The sequence below is a fragment of the Haloarcula sp. H-GB5 genome (genome assembly GCF_054850705.1).
Genome location: NZ_JBTWBG010000003.1, coordinates 136,776 through 155,933, shown reverse-complemented (window position 1 = coordinate 155,933; position 19,158 = coordinate 136,776). Strand labels below are relative to the sequence as shown.

The window sequence follows — 19,158 nt, the reverse complement described above, 5'->3', positions numbered from 1 at the left end:
CGATTGTCGCGTAATCAAACGGTATCGCGGCTAGGCCGAGTCAGACGAACCGAAACCCGAGTGCCACGAGCGGCACGAGAACGAGCAGATACGCAGCTGCCGAGATAGCCCAGTCACGTCGGATATCCGGAATCCGGGCCGACGGCAGTCGGGATCGCGGGAGCACGACGAAGACGAAGAAACCGATCATCAGCGTGTACAGGACAACGGCAGCGAGGACCGCCGCGAGTATCGATGGCCCGCTCAGCAGCCCTTCGCTGGTGAAAAGTACCCAGACGAACAGCGGGCCAGTCAGCCAGCCGGCGATGTAGTGGACCACGCTCGCGAGCCGTCCGGGGGCGTTCTGCGGGGCACTGCCGGTCAATACACCGGAGGCAATGAACGGTGGTGTTTCGCCTTCCGGTAGTCTGGCCATCACCAGGTCCATCACAGCCGTCGCGACGACACCGGCGGCCACGCCGATAACGAACCGGAGTGACACTGTAAGCGCCGTAACGAGGGGTACCAACTCCATGCAACACAGAGAGGGCGGACCCGTATTCTGTCTGACGGTTCGAGTCAACAATGATACCGATCTGTTGGGTGAGAAAGGCTGTAAGGCCGTACTTCATAAAAAATGCATGCGCACACAGGATGCGGGACACCGAGCGGCGGCGATCGCCGCCATTGCTGACCGTGAGTATCGGCGAGCAGGCGACGAATACACGCGGGCAGGGTGGCGTGTTCTTGCGGACCCACGAGAGGGTATCGAGCCGTTCGCGGCCGACGAGAAGGGCTGGGTCGGTGACGGGCTCCAGTACCTCGCGACGAGTGCGGTCTGTTACCGCGTCGCTGGAAAAGATACGCGCGCTACCCGTCGCGGCGTCGAGGGCGTCGCCGTGGCCAAGGATTTGACCAACGGGCTCGAACACCCAGTTCAACACGCCTGTCTCAAGGAATTCGTTGCAGACTTCCGAGCTGTCGGGGGACTCGACGGAGTCGAGTCGGCGTACCGCGAGGCTGAGGCGGCATACAACGACGCCGGTAGTGCCGTTGACAGCCCGCAGGCGTGGGGGACGACGCCGCTGTTCGAGGCTGCTGCGACGCTTCTCCAGCAGGTCGCCCGTGGCCCCGCGAACGGCGAAATCGCTATTCCCTGGGAAGACCTCCACGGCGCGGACCCGGGCGACCCCGGGAGCTTCCTCGCACAGCGGGCCGTCGTCAAACGCCAGCGGTTCCCAAGTCTCATCGAGCAGGTGATCGACGATGGCTTCCTCGCCACTCCCCGCGGGACGACGGAGTACGACACCGACCACCACCGCTGCCCGCACTGTGGCTCGGCAGATGTGAACTGGGTCGCAGAGAGCGTTGTCTGCCTGCGATGTTCTCGTCCGACAGCCGAGACGAGCTAATACGTAGCGCCTATTTTTGCAGTGTAGTAAGATACGGGAATTATATGTTCAGATGTCGGATATCCGCTACCAGATTTTCTCATAGATATATACCTGTCGTATTTTCCCATCTATTACAATATAATTGCCCCTATCTTAGTCAATTATGTATTTATAAACCCGGTAAGAGCTACGGATGGGAGAGAGTAGAGAACTATACGGACTGGCTGTACTGCTCACGTCGTTGGTTCGGTCGACTCTGGCAGTGAAGCCGAGTCAGTGCGTGCTTCGATCAGCAGTCGCCGGTTAACAATGTGATCGACGACAGTCGTACTGTCGAGAATTTCCGTCTCACCGTCGTGAGTCTCTGGGTCGCCGGCGTACCGCCGTATCTTGAACGAATCCATCGCGTTCCGGTTCTCCGAGACCGGTTCGATAACGTCGAGGTACTGGTCAGTGGTGGTGTTACGATAGGTTTCGCCCGTGGCAAAGCCGACAACAGGGACATCTGCAGGCCACTCCCACGAGAACTGCCGGAGATACTGGTCGAACTGCCAGACGAGATGCGCTGGGTCGAGATCGTCGTCAAGTGCTCCCACAGCAGCGTCGTCGAGTGTGCGGTCCCAGTAGTCGACGACGCATTCCTTGAGGTCGTCTTGCAGACAGTCCTCGACCAGTTTCTGCTCGATCGGATAGCCGATTTCGATGGCAACGATGGCGTGTCGGTCGAGATGGGTGAGACAGCGTTGGCATTCGATCTCGAACACGGACAGGCCGAGTGGGTTATCAGCGGTCAGGTGGGCCAGTTCGTTCCCGCAACTGGGACACCAGAGAAACAACACCCCGTTATCCGCACCGGACAGCTCGCCGAGTACAGTCAGGTCATCGAACGGGGTGTCAGGATCGTTCGTCAGGGAGTCGGATTCAGGCTCCGGTATGGCCTCTGGGGCATCGTCGGCGTATTTGGCCAGCTTTCGGTCTTTCAGTAGCGACTTAATAACCGAATCGTGCGAGGAGTGAGACTCCGTATCACGTATTTTCTCTATCTGTTCTTTCGTCCAATCACGTACGCGTATAGTTGCCATTTGTCACACATTCAAACCGGGCTACAAAAACAGTTTCCTTTTATAATGAAGGATTGTCTTCGCGCACGACCACCACGTAGAGAGCACTTAATGACTGACAGCAGTAATACGGCGCTTTATTTCCGCGTTCGAGACACGTATCTGGGTGGCTGCCAGCCGATGGGTGACGAGGTCGAGGAGATCTAACTCCGACAGTAGCCTCCGGGCGTGTGTCTGGTTCAAATCGAGACGCTGGGTCACCTCGTCCAGAGAAGTGGACTGGGTAACAGTTTGTGCGAGGTCGGCCACAGTCACGTCCTGAGAGATACCGAGTCCATCCGCAACGAGATTGTCGTCGCTGTCCTGCGAGTCCGCCTCGGCGAGCAGGTCAGCGACAGATCTGGCCCCCAGTCCGTCCGCTTCGTCGGGTTGGCTGTTGTCACCCGCCCTGTCGTCAGAAGAATCCGATTCGGCCGAGGAGCCTGCGTCGGTGTCGGTCTCGGAATCCGTCTGCACGTCGGCAAGGCTGAGTCCGCCTGCCTGTGGCGTCGTGTCAGTCGGGTCGTGGATATCGTACTCCACCATATACCGACGCACAGTTTCGGAGGTTACGTCGGCGTCAAGCGCTTCGGTCATCTCCGGGAACGTATCGCAGGCCTCGTAGGCCGCCTGAAGTGCCTCGGGGTCCTTGTATGCTGGCACGGAATCCGATTGCGAGAGGCTCTCTGCCAGTTCATTGGACGCGTCCCCCTGATCGTCTGATGGTACCGGTATGTCAGTTCCGACAGGGACGGTAACCGTCACATCAATCTCAATCCGCTTATCAGTCACATCGAACTCTTCAGCACCAACAGAGACGTCATCGTGTATCGATACGCCACCGAATACCGGCGTTGCGAGCGTCAGGTCGGCACTGATTTCGTCGTTATCCGCGGTCGTCTGGCCCCTGACTGAGACCGATTTGACCTCAGTGTCGGACGAATCCAGGCATTCGAGTACCTGCGTGAACGTCTCAAAGGCGTCACTAACTACCATACCACACCCACGAACACAGACCCACTATTACATATGGGAACCAGAAATATTTGCTACAAGATACGGGATAGACAAATTTGGCCCCTCGGCTACGCTGCAGTCGTATTAGTGTGTGTACAGAATGTGTACATTACCGCCGATATCAGAATTTCAACCAATATTATACACACTTAGGTCGTAATTTTAGATCCTGTCTGAAGAGGGTGCAGTGGGGGGTTGCCGGCAAAGAAAATTTACGCACTTAGGGTGTTATTTGTACAGCCCCATTGCCACGGATGAGGAGGAGACCTGTGGGAAACTGACCTACAACCGATCCCAAAGTTCGGCACTCGCATCGCCGACAGCGGTCATGTCCGAATCGTCAACTCCGGTGACACCCGAATTCTGGTCGTACACAGGTTGCCCATCGATAATCGTCCGGGTTACGTCCGCACGGCTTGCGGCGCTGACGACGTAGTAGGGCGCGCTCCCGTCCAACACCGGATTCGGCCCCAGATCCAGCGTGACGAAATCACCGCGTTTGCCGACCTCAATGCTGCCGACAGCGTCGTCCATCCCCAGCACCGCTGCACTGCCGATTGTCGCCCATTCGAGGGCAGTCGCCATGTCGAAGCCGCTGGGGTTGCGTTGCTTGAGTTTGTGGATACCGACGGCCGAGCGCATAGTCTCGAACATATCCGGGTCCCATCCGTCGTCACCGAGTCCGATCGTCATCTCGTGGGCTTGCATCGTTTCGACATCGGCGATACCGACGGCGTTGTTGATGTTTGAATAGGGGTTGTGGGCGACGCTGACATCGTTATCTGCGAGGATTTCGATTTCGGACTCAGTGGAATGGACGCAGTGGGCTGCGATGACCTCGGCGTCGAAAAAGCCCATGTCTTGGAGCGCTGGAACCGGTCGTTTCCCGTAGTCGGCGATGGATTCGTGCACGTCGACCAGTCCCTCTTCGAGGTGTATCTGGATCGGGCGGTCGTCGTCGATAGCCCGGTCGACGCACTCCTCGACGATGTCTTCGGTGTTGGTAAACAGTGTGTGGAGGCAGTAGTGGCCGGATACGGTGTCGTACCGGTCTTCCGCTTCGTCGATGAATCGCTGATTCTCAGCGATTCCGTCTCTGGCCTGAGATTCGGAGTTTCTGGCTGTCGTCTCGAAAGTAATCATCCCACGGATTGGCGTCTGTGCCACCCCCTCGGCAACGGCGTCGAGTCCGCCCGGCAGCGTGTTCGGTCCGGAGTAGTTGTCACAGAAGGTGGTGACGCCACTCTGAAGCATTTCGGCGCAGGACCCCAGCGCGGACAGGCGAGCGTCGCGCTCGGTAAACGCCTCGTCGACGTTCCACCAGATGTCGACGAGCGATTCGTAGAAACTCTCGGGTGACGCAGCGAGCGGCGCGCCGCGAATCGGGAGCGCGTACATGTGGGTGTGGCAGTTTACCAGTCCCGGGATGACGACTTCGTCAGTGGCGTCGATCGCGTCAGGACCGGACGCGTAGCCGTCCTCGATAGCGACGATTTCACCGTCCTCGACCACGACGTGTACCTCCGACCGGACCGTGCGCTCATCGTCCATCGTGATGAGCGTCCCTGCATTCAGTATCACAGGTTGGGGGAAACCGTCAACCGACTAAAAGCTACTCCGCCCCAGAACGGCCTTACCAGCCACTCTATCACAACCACGGTGTGCGACGGATGTGGCGTCTCACACACCAACTGTTTTCGTCGTTCGCCCTGGCCGTACTGGTATGACAGATATTCACATCAAAGACACACAGGTGGTGATGGCATCGGGTGTCCAGCGCGGTGAAATCGCGATTTCTGGCGGGGCAATAGACGCCGTTGGTCCGGCAGCCTCGATCCCAGCCCCCAGTGACCCAGACACCGTCATCGACGCAGACGGTATGGTCGCGCTCCCGGGCGCTATCGACGTACACACCCACATGCACGACGACGAACTGTTTCCGGATGGGATCGATTTCGCGTCCCAGACCGCGAGTGCGGTCGCCGGTGGGGTGACGACGGTCATCGAGCTACCGACGCAGACGCCCGTCACAACTCCCGACGCACTGCAGGAGAAAGCAGAGACGTGCTCGGCGCTCGCACACGTCGATTTCGGCCTCGTCGCAGGTAATATTCAAGATCCCGACATCGACGTAGCTGGCATCATGGACGCCGGAACAGCGGATTTCAAGACATTTACCGCAGACCCGTACCTCGCGAGTGACGCATCGATCGCGGCGCTCATGCGGCGTGTCGGCAATGCCGGGGGGACGGTTCGCGTTCACTGCGAGACTCAGGGACTGCTTGACGACGCGCGGTCGACTATCGACGGCGACGAGCCCAACGTGTACATGGACTCACGACCGCTCGAAGCCGAACTTGACGCGATATCCCGCGCGGGCTACTTCGCGGAATACGCCGACTGTCCGCTACACGTCGTCCACATCTCTAGCGGGAGCGGCGCACGCGAGGCCGGGCGCTTCAAGTCACGAGCCAACGTTCCGGTCACGCTCGAAACCTGTCCGCAGTATCTGGCCTTCTCGAAGGGTGACGTTGCCGACAAGGGCCCGTACCTGAAAGTCAATCCCAGCCTCAAATCGGACGCTGAACGGGAGCGGCTCTGGGATGCAGTGCAGGACGGGACGATCGACCTCATCGGCACGGATCACTTCCCAACCTACCGTGAGACACGGGAAGCCGGCTGGGAGGACATCTGGAAACCCTACGCCGGCCTCCCGGGCGTCGAAACGATGGTCGAGTTCCTCATCAGCGAGGGCGTCCACGAGGATCGGATATCCTGGCCGCGGCTCCGCGAACTCGTGTGTACAGCTCCGGCACGGAACGCCGGAATCTATCCACGGAAAGGGTCGCTGCAGGTCGGAACGGATGCGGACGTGATGCTCGTCCAGACCGAGGAGTACGAGGTCACCGCCGACGACCACACGTTCATCGGTGGCTGGACGCCATACGAAGGACAGGACTGGAGCGCGCGCGTGAACACGGTCATTGCCGGCGGGGAGATTGTCGCAAAGGATCACGAGGTCCAATCGGCGGCTGGCCGTGGCCAGTTCCTAGATCGCCCGCTGTAGCAGTTTTCACAGCCGTTGATCTGATAGTTAAACCACAAATAGATGTGTGGCGTGTGCTGTCTGTGTGTGAAGGTGTGGCAGCCACGACAGAGGAGGGTCACCTCACAATCGAGCTAAAGCCGCAGTACGGTTTTATACCCGGTTGTACTCAGAATGTAGTATGGGCATGACGCAAGTGACGACCCTCGAGTGCACACTCTGTGGAGCGGAGTACGACCCGAGACAGATAATCTACACCTGTCCCGAACACGAGGGCGTGAAGGGAATTCTCGAAGTAACGTACGACTACGACGCTATCGACGACGCGTTCGACGGCGACCTCGGCGGACCGATTGCGAGTCAGTGGAAATACGAGGCGTTCCTGCCAGTCGCAACGGACGCTGATGTCGTGACGCTCAACGAGGGCGGGACGGACCTCTTCGACGCGCCGAATCTCAGCGACGCGCTGGGCGTCGAGACACTGGTCAAAGACGACGGACGTAATCCGACCGGCTGTTTCAAGGACCGCGCCAGCGCTATCGCTGTCACGAAAGCCAGACACGCCGGTCGCGACATCATCACCTGCGCCTCGACCGGGAACGCCGCCGCGTCGCTGTCAGGGTATGCCGCCCGCGGGGGGATGGACTGCCGTATTTTCGTCCCCGGCGACGCCCCGACGGGGAAGCTCGCACAGCCGCTCGTCTACGGTGCGGACGTTCTGGCTGTCAACGGCAGCTACGACGAAGCCTACGACCTCAGCGTCGAAGTCACCGAAAAGTACGGCTGGTACAACCGCAACGCGGCGATCAATCCGTTCCAGGTCGAGGGCAAGCGCACCGTCGGCCACGAACTCGCCGACCAGTCTATCGCTCGCGGACACGTCCCGGACTGGGTCGTGTTCTCGATGGGTGATGGCTGTACTATCGCCGGGGCCTGGAAAGGGTTCAAGGAGTTTTACGATCTCGGCTACGTCGACGACCACCCGAAGATGCTCGGCGTGCAGGCCGAGGGGGCGTCGGCCATCCACGACGCCTTTCACGATCACAAAGACATCGACGATATCGCCGAAACGCTGGCTGACTCAATCGCGGTCGGTCGGCCGCGGAACACGATCAAAGCCTCCCGCGCGCTGGAACAGAGCGGGGGGACGAGCGTGCTGGTCTCCGACGACGAGATTCTGGAGGCCGAGAAGCTGCTTGGCGGCACCGAGGGCATCTATTCCGAGCCGGCTGGAGCAGCACCTATTGCCGGCGTTCAGACCGCGCTCGATCAGGGGATCATCGAGCAGGACGAAACCGTCGTCGTAGTGTCTACCGGCTTCGGCCTGAAGGACACGAAAAGCGCCGAGAGGGCGACCGGTGGAGTGGATCGAATCGACCCCGAAATCACGGAGGTCGAAGGTCTGTACGGCACGGCCGAGGAAGCCGCAGCCGACGACTGACGCTATCGGACATTTGCGCGACACGGGCCAGCACACTGTCTTTTTGCGATCAGTTTCGACACACTGTCGAGTCAGGCTGTTGCAGTTTGAAACCATAGCCGGTCGCACATCCAACGAGTATCAGATTTTAATGAGACATACGGATAGGTATCTCGGACAGAGTTAAACACATATATTGGTATAAGGAATCTAGTAGGTGGATTGAAAAGATAGGGGGATGGATGGCCTCCCATGAGCGGTCCAGAGGCAGAACAGCAGTCAGTCGTACTGTACGACATCGAAGACAAACCGCCGCTGGGGAAAGCGATCCCACTCGGCATCCAGCACGTCCTCGCGATGTTTCTGGGCAACGTCGCGCCCCCGCTCATCCTCGCTGGGGCTATCGGTTCGGTCACAGGAGAGACGACGTTTCTCGTCCAGATGGCACTCATCGTCGCCGGCGTCGCGACCATCGTTCAGGCGTACCCGGTCGGCCCCGTCGGCGCGCGGCTCCCGGTCGTCATGGGGACTAGTTTCGCGTTTCTCGGCCCACTCATCGGCATCGGCAATCAGTTCGGTATCGCCGCCGTCTTCGGCGCGTCACTGCTCGCTGCGCCGGTCGAAATCGTCATGGGGATTTCGTTCGACCGGTTCCGGCGGTTCTTCCCGCCACTGGTCACCGGCATCGTCGTGATGCTCATCGGACTGACGCTCATCCCCACGGGAATGAACTACGCCGCAGGGGCCTCGGCCGGCCCGTCAGCGGAGGGATACGGCTCCTTCGTCAACCTCGGCCTCGCCGGGCTCGTTCTAGTCGTCACTGTCGGATTGAACCAGTTCTTCGAGGGCTTTCTCCGCGTCATCAGCGTGTTCGTGGGCATCATCGTCGGCTACCTCGCCGCACTCGCGCTGGGTGTTGTCGACCTCTCGGCTGTTGCCTCCGCCGGGTGGGTGACGGTCCCAGTCCCGCTCAAATACGGCCTCGCCTTCGAGCCAAGCGCCGTCGTCACCGTGGCCTTCCTCTACATCATCACTGGCATGGAGACTATCGGGGATATCTCGGGGACGGTATCCGCAACCGGTCGGGACGCTACCCGCGAAGAAGTCCGCGGCGGTCTCCTCGCCGACGGCGTGATGAGCGTCTTCGGCGCGGTGTTCAACGCGCTCCCGAACACGTCGTTCTCGCAGAACGTCGGTCTAGTGAACTTCACCGGGGTCGCCAGTCGCTACGTCGCCGGCATCGGCGGCGTTGTGCTGCTCGCACTCGGGTTCGTCCCGAAAGTCGGGGCAGTCGTCTCAGCAATGCCTGACGCCGTGCTGGGCGGCGGTGCGCTCATCCTGTTCGCGATGATATTCTCCTCCGGTGCACGACTCATCACGCAAAACGTCGAACTAGACCACCGCAATTCGACCATCCTCGCGATGTCGATGGCGCTCGGCCTCGGCGTCGCGTTCCGCCCCGAAATCCTCCAGAACTTCCCGTCCGAGGTACAGACGCTGTTCGGGTCCGCACTCGTCACCGGCGGGATGGCCGCCCTCGTTCTCAACGTCGTGTTCCCCGGCGGGAGCGTCGGAACGGGACCGACCGAGTACACCGCCGGGCTAGAACCGAGTCCGACCGAATCCGGAGCAGGCGCGCCACCGGTCGACGACGATTGAGAGTCGAGCCGACAGACTACAGGTAGCCGTCCGCGAACTCGTCAATCATCAGCCGCCGGTCGTCGCCAAGCGGATAGAGGATCGGACACTGACAGCCCGTCTCTGCGTACTCTCGGACCTTCTCGCGGCACTGTTCGGGCGTGCCGCTGGCGGTGAGTTTGTGAACCACGTCGTCCGGGATGAGATGCATCCCCTCCTTGATGTCGTCCTTGTCGGCCGGCCACCCGCCGATGGTCTCGCCCACCTCGTCGATGAGGTCCTGACTGACGCCGCTGGCTTTCATGATGTGGGGCTGTTGCCCGAGGTACTGTGTGATGAGTTCGCGGGCGTTGTCCAGCGCCTTCTCTTCGTCGTGATCCATCGAGCAGACGACCAGTTGTGGCCGGTCGATGTCGTCAAGCGAGCGATCACCGCGCTCCGCACCGGTTGCCAGTGCGTCGAGGGCCTTCTCGTTGTACTCCGGGCTGACGAGGTAGTTCAGCAGCGCCCCGTCGGCGAAGTGGCCGGTGAGTTCCAGCATCTTGAACCCGGTCCCACCGACGTACACCGGGACGGTTCGGGGCCCGTCGTCGCCGTGGACCACGTCCAGTTCCACGTCCCGCATCTGGACGAACTCACCGTCGTAGGTGACGTTCTCCATGTCCAGCAGATCCTGAGTTACTTCGACGCACTCACGCATCGCCCGCAGTGCGCCGCTGCGGTCGATACCGACTTTCTCGGCCAGCGGGTCCCACCAGGCCCCGATGCCGCACATGATTCGGTCCGGCCCGGCGAGTTCCTCCAGCGTGCTCATCGACTGTGCTATCAGCGCCGCGTTGCGCGTCCAGTTGTTGATGACGCCGGTACCGAGTTTGATGTCATCGGTGACTGCGGCGTACGCACCGAGCGGGGAAACGGCGTCGCGTGCGAGGCGCGATTCGGCCTGCCAGATCTCATCGATACCCTGCTCCTCCGCGTACTGCACGAGGTCTACGTTCGCTTCCAGCGAGTGTTTGTCCTGTAAGTAGATACCGACACGGTCGCCTCTCTCGAAGACCTGATTGGCGCTCATGAGACATGTTGGGTTCTCCGAATACGGATAAATAGATTTGGCCACACACACGGTCTGTGGAAGGTGTGGCCGCCGGTATTGTCACGCGGCGCGGACGGTTCAGTCCGTCTCCCGGCTGTAGGACTGCAACAGCGCCGAGGGGACCGCGAGCTGGTCGCCCTTTGTCCGGATGACGGCGTACGCCAGCACGATAATCGTCGCCAAGTACGGGTACGTCCCCATGATCTGTGGTGTCATGAGGAACTCGACGATTGGGTTGATAACCCCAGCAAGAGGCGCATCCGGGCCCAGCGTCAGTGAGATGGACTGCGAGCGAATGCGCAGCGCATCCAGCAGGCCGAACAGGTAGGCTCCAACCAGCATCCGGCGGGGCCGCCACTGTGCGAAGATGACCAGTGCGACGGCGATCCAGCCCCGGCCCGCAGTCATGCCGGGGACCCAGAGTTGCGAGAAGGCCAGCGAGAGGTGAGCCCCGGCCGCGCCAGCGAACCCGCCGCCGATGAGCACCGCAAGATACCGCAGTCTGAACACGGACACGCCCATCGTGTCCGCCATCTCAGGGTCCTCACCGACGGCTATCATCTCCAGACCGAGGTTCGAGTGGTACAGGAAGTACCAGACCACGACCAGCAAGCCGAGCGCGAGGTAGTCCGTCGCCGTGCTCCGGAAGAGGGCCTCGCCGATGACCGGGATCCCGACGAGGTACTGGCCGACGAGCGGGAACGTTATCTGCGGGAAGCCGCTGATCGACTCTTCGACCCAGCCGGAGCCGAAAAACGTCGTGAGTCCGGTCCCAAGCAGCGTCAGCATGACGCCGCTGATGACCTGGTTCGACTTCAGCGTGATACAGAGGAAGGCGTGGACCAGCGCCAGCACCATTCCAAGGAGGATGCCGACGCCGAATCCAAGCCAGTGGCTCCCCGTGAGGACGGTCGTAATGAATCCGCCGAGTGCGCCGACGAGCATCATCCCCTCGACGCCGAGGTTGAGGACGCCCGCCCGCTCGCTGATTAGTTCACCCATCCCAGCGAGGAGTAGCACCGTCGCCGCCTGAACGGTCGCATCGAGCAGGCCGGCGATGAAGCTCACCATCAGTCGTCACCTCGCTGTGGCTGGGCTGGTGTCTCCGCTGGCCCGCGTTTTAGATCGATACCGACACGGTAGCTCTTGAAGAACTCCGCCGTAATCAGGAAGAGAATGACCAGCGCCTGAATGATCTCGACCAACGCCGCGGGCACGCCGAACGCCACTTCCATACTCGATCCGCCGACGAACAGGACGGCGAAGAACAGGCCCGCGAGCATCACTTTAAACGCGCTGTTGCGACCAAGTAATGCGATCGGAATGGCCGTGAAGCCGTATCCGGGTTCGAACCCCGCGCGGTATCGACCTTGCGCGCCAGCGATCTCGCTGATGCCGCCCATGGCCGCGAACGCGCCCCCGACCACGAACACGAGGAGGTACACGTAGAACTTGCTCATACCCGCCTGCTGGGCGGCCTCGTCGTTCGAGCCGACGAACGTGATTTCGAACCCGAGCCGGGTTTTCGTCATCAGGACGTACGTCGCTATCACCATGCAGAGGGCAGCGAGCAGCCCAGCGTGGACGCCGCCGAACAGTTCCGGAATCGTCGCGGCCTCAGAGAACCGGTCCGACTGCGGGAAGTTTCCGGCTCCGCCCTGCATCGGTCCGCGGAGCAAGTAGCTCTGGATTTCGAGCGCGACGAACGTCAGCAGGAGCGACGTGATGATCTCGTTGACGTCCCACTTCGCACGCAGGTACGCCGGGATACCAGCCCAGATACCGCCGGCCACGGCTGCGGCGACGAACATCAGCGGGACCAGTGCGAGCCCCGGCAGCGAGACGTTCAGCCCGATCCACGTCCCCGCGAGCGCGCCGGCAACGAGTTGCCCCTCGGCACCGATGTTGAACAGGCCCGCTTTCAGTGGGAGATACACTGCCAGGCCCGTAAGAATCAGCGGGATCGCCTTCGTCAGCGTCTCGCTGAGACCGAACTCGGTCACGAGCGTCTCGACGAACATCGTCCTGTACGCCGCGACAGGGTTCACGTCGAGGACGACCAGTGCGATGGCGCTCACTGCCAGCGCAGCGAGAACCGTGAACACGGGCGTCCCGTAGGCCAGCCAGGCCGGACTGTCCTCGCGTGCGTCGACGGTTACTGCGACGTTCATCAGCTCTCACTCCCCTGGGTGGCCCCAGACTTGACCGGCGATGCAGCCGTCTCGCCACCACCAGTCATCTCCAGCCCGATCCGTTCCCGGTCGGCTTCGGCCGGTGTCGTCTCGTAAACGAACTCGCCCTCGTACACGACGAGAATCCTGTCGCTCAGGTCGAATATCTCGTCGAGGTCTTCCGAGAGGAGGATTATGCCGGTTCCCGCTTTCCGCTGTTCGAGCAGCGTCTCCCTGATGAACTCGATCGCTCCGACATCGACACCGCGGGTCGGTTGATTCGCGATGAGCAGGTCCGGGTTGCGGTAGATTTCCCGCGCCAGAATGAGCTTCTGGAGGTTCCCTCCGGAGAGGTCGCCGGCCTTGGTCTCGGTCACGTCGCTGACACCGCGGACATCGAACTCCTCGACCAGCGTCTCTGCATATTCACGGAGTTCCCCGTAGTCAAGGAACGGTCGGTCGCCGAACCGGCCGTCCCTGAAATCCTTCATCGTGGCGTTGTGCATCACCGAGAGGTCCTCGGCACAGCCGTACTGAAGCCGGTCCTCGGGGACGAACGAGACGCCGCTATCGACAAACGTCTTCGGTTTCGCGCCGGTGATGTCCTCGCCGTTGACGACGAGCTCGCCGGCAGTCACGTCTCGGATGCCGGCCATGACCTCGGCGAGTTCCTTCTGGCCGTTGCCGCTTACGCCCGCGATACCGACGATTTCGCCTTGCCGAACCGTCAGGTCGATGCCCGAAAGGGCTTCGATATTTCGGTTGTCTGTGGCCTCGACTCCGCGTGCGCGCAGGACTGGCTCACCAAGGTCGACCGCTTCTCTGTCGATGTCGAACAGCACCTCACGGCCGACCATCATCTCCGCGAGGTCCGCCCGGGAGACTGACGACACCTCGGCGGTGCCGACGTTTTGCCCCTCCCGGAGTACCGTTACCCGGTCGACGATAGCGTCGACCTCGGTGAGCTTGTGCGTAATGAAAATTATCGAAAGCCCCTCGTCTGTCAGCCGTTCGAGCGAGTCGAAGAGCCGCTCGGCTTCCGTCGGTGTGAGGACCGCCGTCGGTTCGTCGAGAATCAGGAGGTCGACATCCCGGTACAGCGCTTTGAGTATCTCGACGCGCTGTTGCTGGCCGACATCGAGCTCCCAGATCTTCGCGCTCACGTCGATGTCGAATCCGTACTGGTCCGCTAGATCCTGAATCCGCTGTTCGGGCACATCGAGACCGAGCGAGAACTGGCCGGCGAGCGACTGGACGAGGCTGTTGTTCCGGACCGCCGCCGGAAGCCAGCTATCCGCCGCATCGCTGCGAAACGCTGTGGCCGGTTCACGTTCGCCGAGTACAACGTTCTCCGCGACGGTCAGGCGCGGTATCAGCATGAAGTGCTGGTGAACCATCCCGATACCGGCGTCGATGGCGTCCTGTGGCGACCCGAGGTCGAGTCGCTCGCCGTCGAGATAGATCTCGCCGTCGTCCTGCGAGTAGAGCCCGTACAGAATCTTCATCAGCGTACTTTTTCCCGCACCGTTTTCACCGAGGAGGCCGTGTATTTCCCCGCGCTCGACGGAGAGGTCGACGTGGTCGTTGGCGACGACCCCGGGGAACTCCTTCAGAATCCCCTCCATCCTGAGCGTGGTGTCTTCGGACATGCTCTCTGATCTTGAGCGGGTATCAACAATGTAGTGGCATAATTGTTTTCAAAGGTAGCTATATTCGCCGTCCAGAACGGGAAATGGCGGACATTTGCCAAGTATCAGTTGTCGTGTGCTAGCGTCCGTTGGCGATCTGGGTTCCGTCTGTCTACACCAACAATAGTATGGACATATGATCCAAGTAGTTGCCATAAGTTATGATATTGACCCACATCTATAGCATATATTTGGACAATATTATAGAGAAAGCTGCGTGAACAGAACTATTTAAGTTATTGTTTCTGCAATGACTACCCGGTTAGTTAATGGTTGACAAGAAACATACCAAATCGAGACGGGAGCTACTGACAGCACTTGGGGCAGCAGGAATTACCGGGCTCGCGGGTTGTAGTGGTGGTGACGGGAGTGGTGGCGAGGCGGCCACCGACACCGCCGATGGCGGGGCTGCCGACGGTACTGCGACCGGCAGTGATGGCGGGTCCGGAACGGATTCCGTCACCGCTGCCTGGGTGTACAATTCGGAGGTCGGCGACCTCGGTTGGTCCTGGGCCCACAACGAAGGGCGGAAGGCGGTCGCAGCGGAGTACGACTGGCTGGAGACGGAGTACACAGAGGCTGTCGCCCCCGCTGATTCCGAGCGGGTGTTCGAACAGTACGCGCAGGGAGACGCCGATATCATCTTCGGCTGTACGTTCGAGTATCAGGACCCGATGGCGTCGGTGGCGGAGCAGTACCCCGATACGTACTTCGAACACAACACCGGCTACCTGACGATGGAGAACATGGGGCGATACATGGGGCGGATCTATCAGCCCCGGTACCTCGCCGGGCAAGCAGCCGGGACCGTAACGGAGACAGACACGCTAGGATACGTAGCGGCCTTCCCGATCCCGGAAGTCATCCGTGGCATCAACGCCTACGCGCTCGGGGCCGCGTCTGTCAACGACAGCGCGACGCTGAAAGTCAGATGGACGAACTCCTGGTTCGACCCGCCGACCGAGAGCGAGGCGGCGAACGCCCTGCTGGACGAGGATGTCGACGTGATGGCCCAGCATCAGGACTCCCCCGCCGCACTCCGTGCAGCCGCCGATGCGGGTATCTGGGCGACCGGCTACGACGCGCCGATGGGCGACATTGCCGGCGAGAACTATCTCACGTCGCCGATCTGGCACTGGGAGGAGTTCTATGGGCCGACTATCGAATCTGTCAGGGACGGCACCTGGGAATCCGACGCGTACTGGGGAGGCATCGAGTCGGGCATCTGTAGTCTGGACGACTGGGGGCCTGAAGTCCCCCAGGAAGCAAAAGACACCGTTTCGGAGGCGCGGTCGGCGATGCTCGACGGCGACCTCGATGTCTGGACCGGTTCGGCGTTTGAGGGCGAGGGCGACGAGTTCCTCTTCCAGGAGATGAGTAGCTACGTCGACGCCGTCGAGGGCGAGGTCCCGAGCTGACCCCGCCACCGGTCTTCGACTACAGTAATCGCCTGTGTGTTGCTGTGGCTCCCGGGAGAATATAACAACGTTCGTAGTATTATTGAGATATAAATGGGAATTTCGACCAATTTTGTTCCAATGTATTCCTTCGCTGCAAGGTCAAGAATGGTATCGCTTAAGTAGGAGTTTCCGCTACCTCTACCCAGTTCAGTAATGGTGAATACCAACCGAACGATATCGCGGCGGGAGATGCTGGGTGCGCTTGGGGCGACAGGAGTAACCGCACTAGCCGGCTGTAGTGGCGGGAGCGACGACACAAACACGGCTGACGGCACGACGACCGGCGAGAGTGGCTCCGGGTCCAACTCCGTCACCGCTGCCTGGGTGTACATCTCAGAGGTGGGCGACCTCGGGTGGTCCCACGCCCACGACGAGGGACGAAAGGCGGTCGACAAAAAGTACGACTGGCTGGAAACCGAGTACACGGAAGCTGTCGCGCCGGAGGACTCGGAACGCGTGTTCGAGCAGTACGCACAGGGTGACGCCGACATCGTCTTCGGGACGACGTTCAACTACCAGGACCCGCTGTTCAACATTGCGGAACAGTACCCAGACACGTACTTCGAGCACGCGACCGGCTATCGGACCCGGGAGAACATGGGCCGGTACATGGGTCGGATCTACCAGCCCCGGTATCTCGCCGGCCAGGCAGCTGGGATGGTGACCGAGAACAACACGATTGGCTACGTCGCCGCCTTCCCAATCCCCGAAGTTATCCGCTCGATCAACGCCATGGCACTCGGCGCGCGGTCGGTGAACCCGGACGCGACGTTCAAAATCCGGTGGGTCAACGCGTGGTTCGACCCACCGACCTCGAAGCAGGCAGCCAACTCACTCATTGATGATGGCTGTGACGTTATCTCACAGGAGCAGGACTCCCCTGCACCGGTCAAGGCTGCAAACGAGGCAGACGTGTGGGCCTCCGGCTACAACGCGCCGATGGGCAAGTTCGGCGGCGACAACTACCTCATCTCCCCGGTGTGGAACTGGGAAGAGGTGTACGACCCGACCATTTCGGCGGTTCGGGACGGGACCTGGGAATCCGATGCCTTCTGGGGCGGCATGGAGACGAACCTCCCAACGCTCGACGAGTGGGGGCCGGAGGTCCCGCAGGAGGTCAAGGACACCGTCGCCGAGACGGAAGAGAAAATCGTCAACGGCGAACTCGACGTCTGGGCCGGTTCGATGTTCGAGGACAAGAGCGACGAGTTCCTGTTCCAAGAGATGAACAGTTTCGTCGACGCCGTCGACGCCGAAATATCGAAGTAGAGCGGCCCAGGTTCGCCGTTCGTTTCCGCCCCGATACTGTCCCGCCGGTAGCGAGCAGTCGGAGAGTCCCCGAATAGTTGGTCAGAGCGGGCAGATCAGCCAATCAGCCGGTGGCAGCGCGGTCCAGTTCGGGACGGGTCGCACCGCCCCACTCCTCGTACGAGCGAAGCACGTCGCCGTTTCGCTCGCCGGTCAGTTCGCCGTCCCGAACAGCTATCTCGCCGCCGACGAGGACGTACTCCATCCCGTCGGAGAACTGGAACGGGTTCTCGTAGGTCGCGTTCGCCGACACCGAATTGAGGTCGAAGGTCACGAGGTCCGCGATGTATCCCTCGTGGACGTAGCCGCGGTCCCTGAGGCCGAGGATATCAGCCGGGTTGCCTGCGGCTTTGTACGCCAGCAGTTCCGGCGAGAGCACGTTCCGTTCTCGGACGTAGCGTTCGAGAATGCGGCTGAACGCGCCGATAGCCCGCGGATGGGGCTTTCCGCCGAAGATGCCGTCCGTACAGAACGTGCCGCGGTCGTCCGCGAGAAACCGCTCGATGTCTTCCTCGGCCATCACGAAGTCGGCCATCGTCACGTCCAGTTCCTCCGCGACGAGCAGTTCACACATCGCGTCGACCGGCTCGCGGCCCATCTCGGCGGCGATGTCCGCGATGGTGTCGCCCTGATAGCGGCCACTCCCCGTCCGCGTGATGAGGATATTGTCCCACGATCCGGCGGCGTACGCGAGGTTCTCCCAGTCGCCCGGCTGAGAAATGTCAGTGGCGATGCGGTCGCGAACCGCTGCGGAGTTGAGGCGGTGACGGATGGCTTCCGAGTCGCCCTGCCGTGCCCACGGCGGCAACAGCGCGGTGAGCATCGTCGACCCGGCTGTGTACGGATACTGGTCGAAGGTGACCCGTTGCCCCCTGTCGACGGCGTCGTCGAACAGGTCGAGCACGGCCTCGGAATCTCCCCAGTTCTGTTGACCGCCAACTTTGAGGTGCGAGACGTGGGCGTGACAGCCGCCACGCTGACAGATGTCGAGGTACCGGTCGATGGATTCGACCACGCGATCCGTCTCGTTCCAGACGTGCGAGATCATGAACGAGTCGCGCTTGGCGAGGGTGTCCGCAAGCGCCACCAGTTCATCGTCGCGAGCGTACGAACTCGGCGGATATATCATTCCCTTCGACATACCGAACGCGCCTTCTTCCAGCGCTACTTCGAGTTCCTGTCGGATCGCGTCGAGTTCACCGGGCGCTGTGTCGTGGTCGGACGTTGGTCTGTCCAGTCGTTGACCGGTGACTGGCCCGGCGGCGACGACGTGTTCGCCGCTGAGTGGGCGGTCCTCGAACCCGGCCAGCATCGACCTGATGTTGCCGTGTGGGGCGTAGTACGCGCAGTTGACAGCTGGGTCAGCGGATTCAAGCGCCTCGAGATAGCCGGAAACGGTGTGCCACGGCCACGTTTCGCCGAGCGTGCCATCGAGTGATTTGACCCGTTCCGCCCACTCGTCAGTGAGGTTCGGCGGCACCGGGGCGACGCTGACCCCGTCCTGGCCGAGGACTTCCGTCGTGATTCCCTGCGTCAGTTTCTCCTTGGCACTGGGATTCTCGAAAAGCCGCAGCTCCGAATGCGCATGCATATCGATGAATCCCGGCGCGAGATACGACCCGTCGAGATCGATAACGCGGTCGGCGTCGAGCGGGGCCTCGCTGATGGCATCGATTCGACCGTCAGCGACACGCACGCTCGCAGTGAACGGCGGACGACCGCTCCCGTCCAGCACCCGCGCGTCTCTGAACGCGATGGACGCGGCACTCGGCTCAGTCATGTCTGCCGACTCGCGGAACGGTCGTTTGGCTCTTTCGGTGGTCTCAACCGTGTGTGACAGCGGG

At 61.2% G+C, this 19,158-nt stretch carries 14 protein-coding genes and 1 pseudogene; 6 read left to right on the top strand and 9 right to left on the bottom strand.

What is annotated here, in order from left to right; genetic code table 11:
- Window positions 1-40: 40 nt before the first annotated feature.
- A complete protein-coding gene (locus ACYJ11_RS16180) occupies window positions 41-514 on the bottom strand; it encodes a hypothetical protein (RefSeq protein ID WP_461648548.1) in 474 nt (157 codons plus the stop codon).
- Window positions 515-620: 106 nt separating this feature from the next.
- Here ACYJ11_RS16180 and ACYJ11_RS16175 point away from each other — a divergent pair, with 106 nt between their 5' ends.
- Window positions 621-1,391 carry a hypothetical protein gene (locus tag ACYJ11_RS16175; protein WP_461648547.1) on the top strand — a complete coding sequence of 257 codons (771 nt, stop codon included), beginning with the start codon at window positions 621-623 and terminating at the stop codon, window positions 1,389-1,391.
- Window positions 1,392-1,606: 215 nt separating this feature from the next.
- Here the strand turns inward: ACYJ11_RS16175 and ACYJ11_RS16170 are convergent, their stop codons facing one another.
- The 3 genes from ACYJ11_RS16170 to ACYJ11_RS16160 form a co-directional block, all read right to left on the bottom strand.
- A complete protein-coding gene (locus ACYJ11_RS16170) occupies window positions 1,607-2,455 on the bottom strand; it encodes a hypothetical protein (protein ID WP_461648546.1) in 849 nt (282 codons plus the stop codon).
- Window positions 2,456-2,542: 87 nt separating this feature from the next.
- A complete protein-coding gene (locus ACYJ11_RS16165; protein WP_461648545.1) occupies window positions 2,543-3,469 on the bottom strand; it encodes a hypothetical protein in 927 nt (308 codons plus the stop codon).
- Window positions 3,470-3,772: 303 nt separating this feature from the next.
- Window positions 3,773-5,071 (bottom strand): amidohydrolase family protein, encoded by a 1,299-nt coding sequence (locus ACYJ11_RS16160; RefSeq protein ID WP_461648544.1) that lies wholly within the window; start codon window positions 5,069-5,071, stop codon window positions 3,773-3,775.
- A gap of 142 nt (window positions 5,072-5,213) precedes the next feature.
- On the opposite strand from ACYJ11_RS16160, the gene ACYJ11_RS16155 reads away from it, so the two are divergent.
- The 3 genes from ACYJ11_RS16155 (at window position 5,214) to ACYJ11_RS16145 (ending at window position 9,615) form a co-directional block, all read left to right on the top strand.
- Window positions 5,214-6,557, top strand: coding sequence for a dihydroorotase (locus tag ACYJ11_RS16155; protein ID WP_461648543.1), 1,344 nt, complete (start codon window positions 5,214-5,216; stop codon window positions 6,555-6,557).
- Window positions 6,558-6,717: 160 nt separating this feature from the next.
- The gene (thrC, locus tag ACYJ11_RS16150; protein ID WP_461648542.1) at window positions 6,718-7,977 is read left to right on the top strand and encodes a threonine synthase; all 1,260 of its coding nucleotides are present in this window, start codon (window positions 6,718-6,720) and stop codon (window positions 7,975-7,977) included.
- 231 nt (window positions 7,978-8,208) lie between these two features.
- Window positions 8,209-9,615, top strand: coding sequence for a uracil-xanthine permease family protein (locus ACYJ11_RS16145; RefSeq protein WP_461648541.1), 1,407 nt, complete (start codon window positions 8,209-8,211; stop codon window positions 9,613-9,615).
- Window positions 9,616-9,631: 16 nt separating this feature from the next.
- Here ACYJ11_RS16145 and ACYJ11_RS16140 read toward each other — a convergent pair whose 3' ends face one another.
- The 4 genes from ACYJ11_RS16140 to ACYJ11_RS16125 all read right to left on the bottom strand — a co-directional run bounded on the left by ACYJ11_RS16140 (window position 9,632) and on the right by ACYJ11_RS16125 (window position 14,507).
- Complete coding sequence (locus ACYJ11_RS16140) at window positions 9,632-10,666, bottom strand: LLM class flavin-dependent oxidoreductase (protein ID WP_461648540.1); 1,035 nt, start codon at window positions 10,664-10,666, stop codon at window positions 9,632-9,634.
- Between the two features lie 99 nt (window positions 10,667-10,765).
- Window positions 10,766-11,758 carry an ABC transporter permease gene (locus tag ACYJ11_RS16135; RefSeq protein ID WP_461648539.1) on the bottom strand — a complete coding sequence of 331 codons (993 nt, stop codon included), beginning with the start codon at window positions 11,756-11,758 and terminating at the stop codon, window positions 10,766-10,768.
- A complete protein-coding gene (locus tag ACYJ11_RS16130) occupies window positions 11,758-12,858 on the bottom strand; it encodes an ABC transporter permease (protein ID WP_461648538.1) in 1,101 nt (366 codons plus the stop codon). The genes ACYJ11_RS16135 and ACYJ11_RS16130 overlap by 1 nt, the downstream gene beginning before the upstream one ends.
- Window positions 12,858-14,507, bottom strand: coding sequence for an ABC transporter ATP-binding protein (locus ACYJ11_RS16125; RefSeq protein ID WP_461648537.1), 1,650 nt, complete (start codon window positions 14,505-14,507; stop codon window positions 12,858-12,860). Before ACYJ11_RS16125 ends, ACYJ11_RS16130 begins: the two co-directional genes overlap by 1 nt.
- Before the next feature lie 308 nt (window positions 14,508-14,815).
- Here ACYJ11_RS16125 and ACYJ11_RS16120 point away from each other — a divergent pair.
- Window positions 14,816-15,787, top strand: a pseudogene (locus ACYJ11_RS16120) (BMP family ABC transporter substrate-binding protein); the annotation flags it as partial.
- Window positions 15,788-16,159: 372 nt separating this feature from the next.
- Window positions 16,160-17,275, top strand: a complete 1,116-nt coding sequence (locus ACYJ11_RS16115) for a BMP family ABC transporter substrate-binding protein (RefSeq protein ID WP_461648536.1) — start codon at window positions 16,160-16,162, stop codon at window positions 17,273-17,275.
- Window positions 17,276-17,378: 103 nt separating this feature from the next.
- Here the strand turns inward: ACYJ11_RS16115 and ACYJ11_RS16110 are convergent, their stop codons facing one another.
- On the bottom strand, window positions 17,379-19,094 hold the full coding sequence (locus tag ACYJ11_RS16110; RefSeq protein ID WP_461648535.1) for an N-acyl-D-amino-acid deacylase family protein: 1,716 nt from the start codon (window positions 19,092-19,094) through the stop codon (window positions 17,379-17,381).
- Window positions 19,095-19,158: the final 64 nt, after the last annotated feature.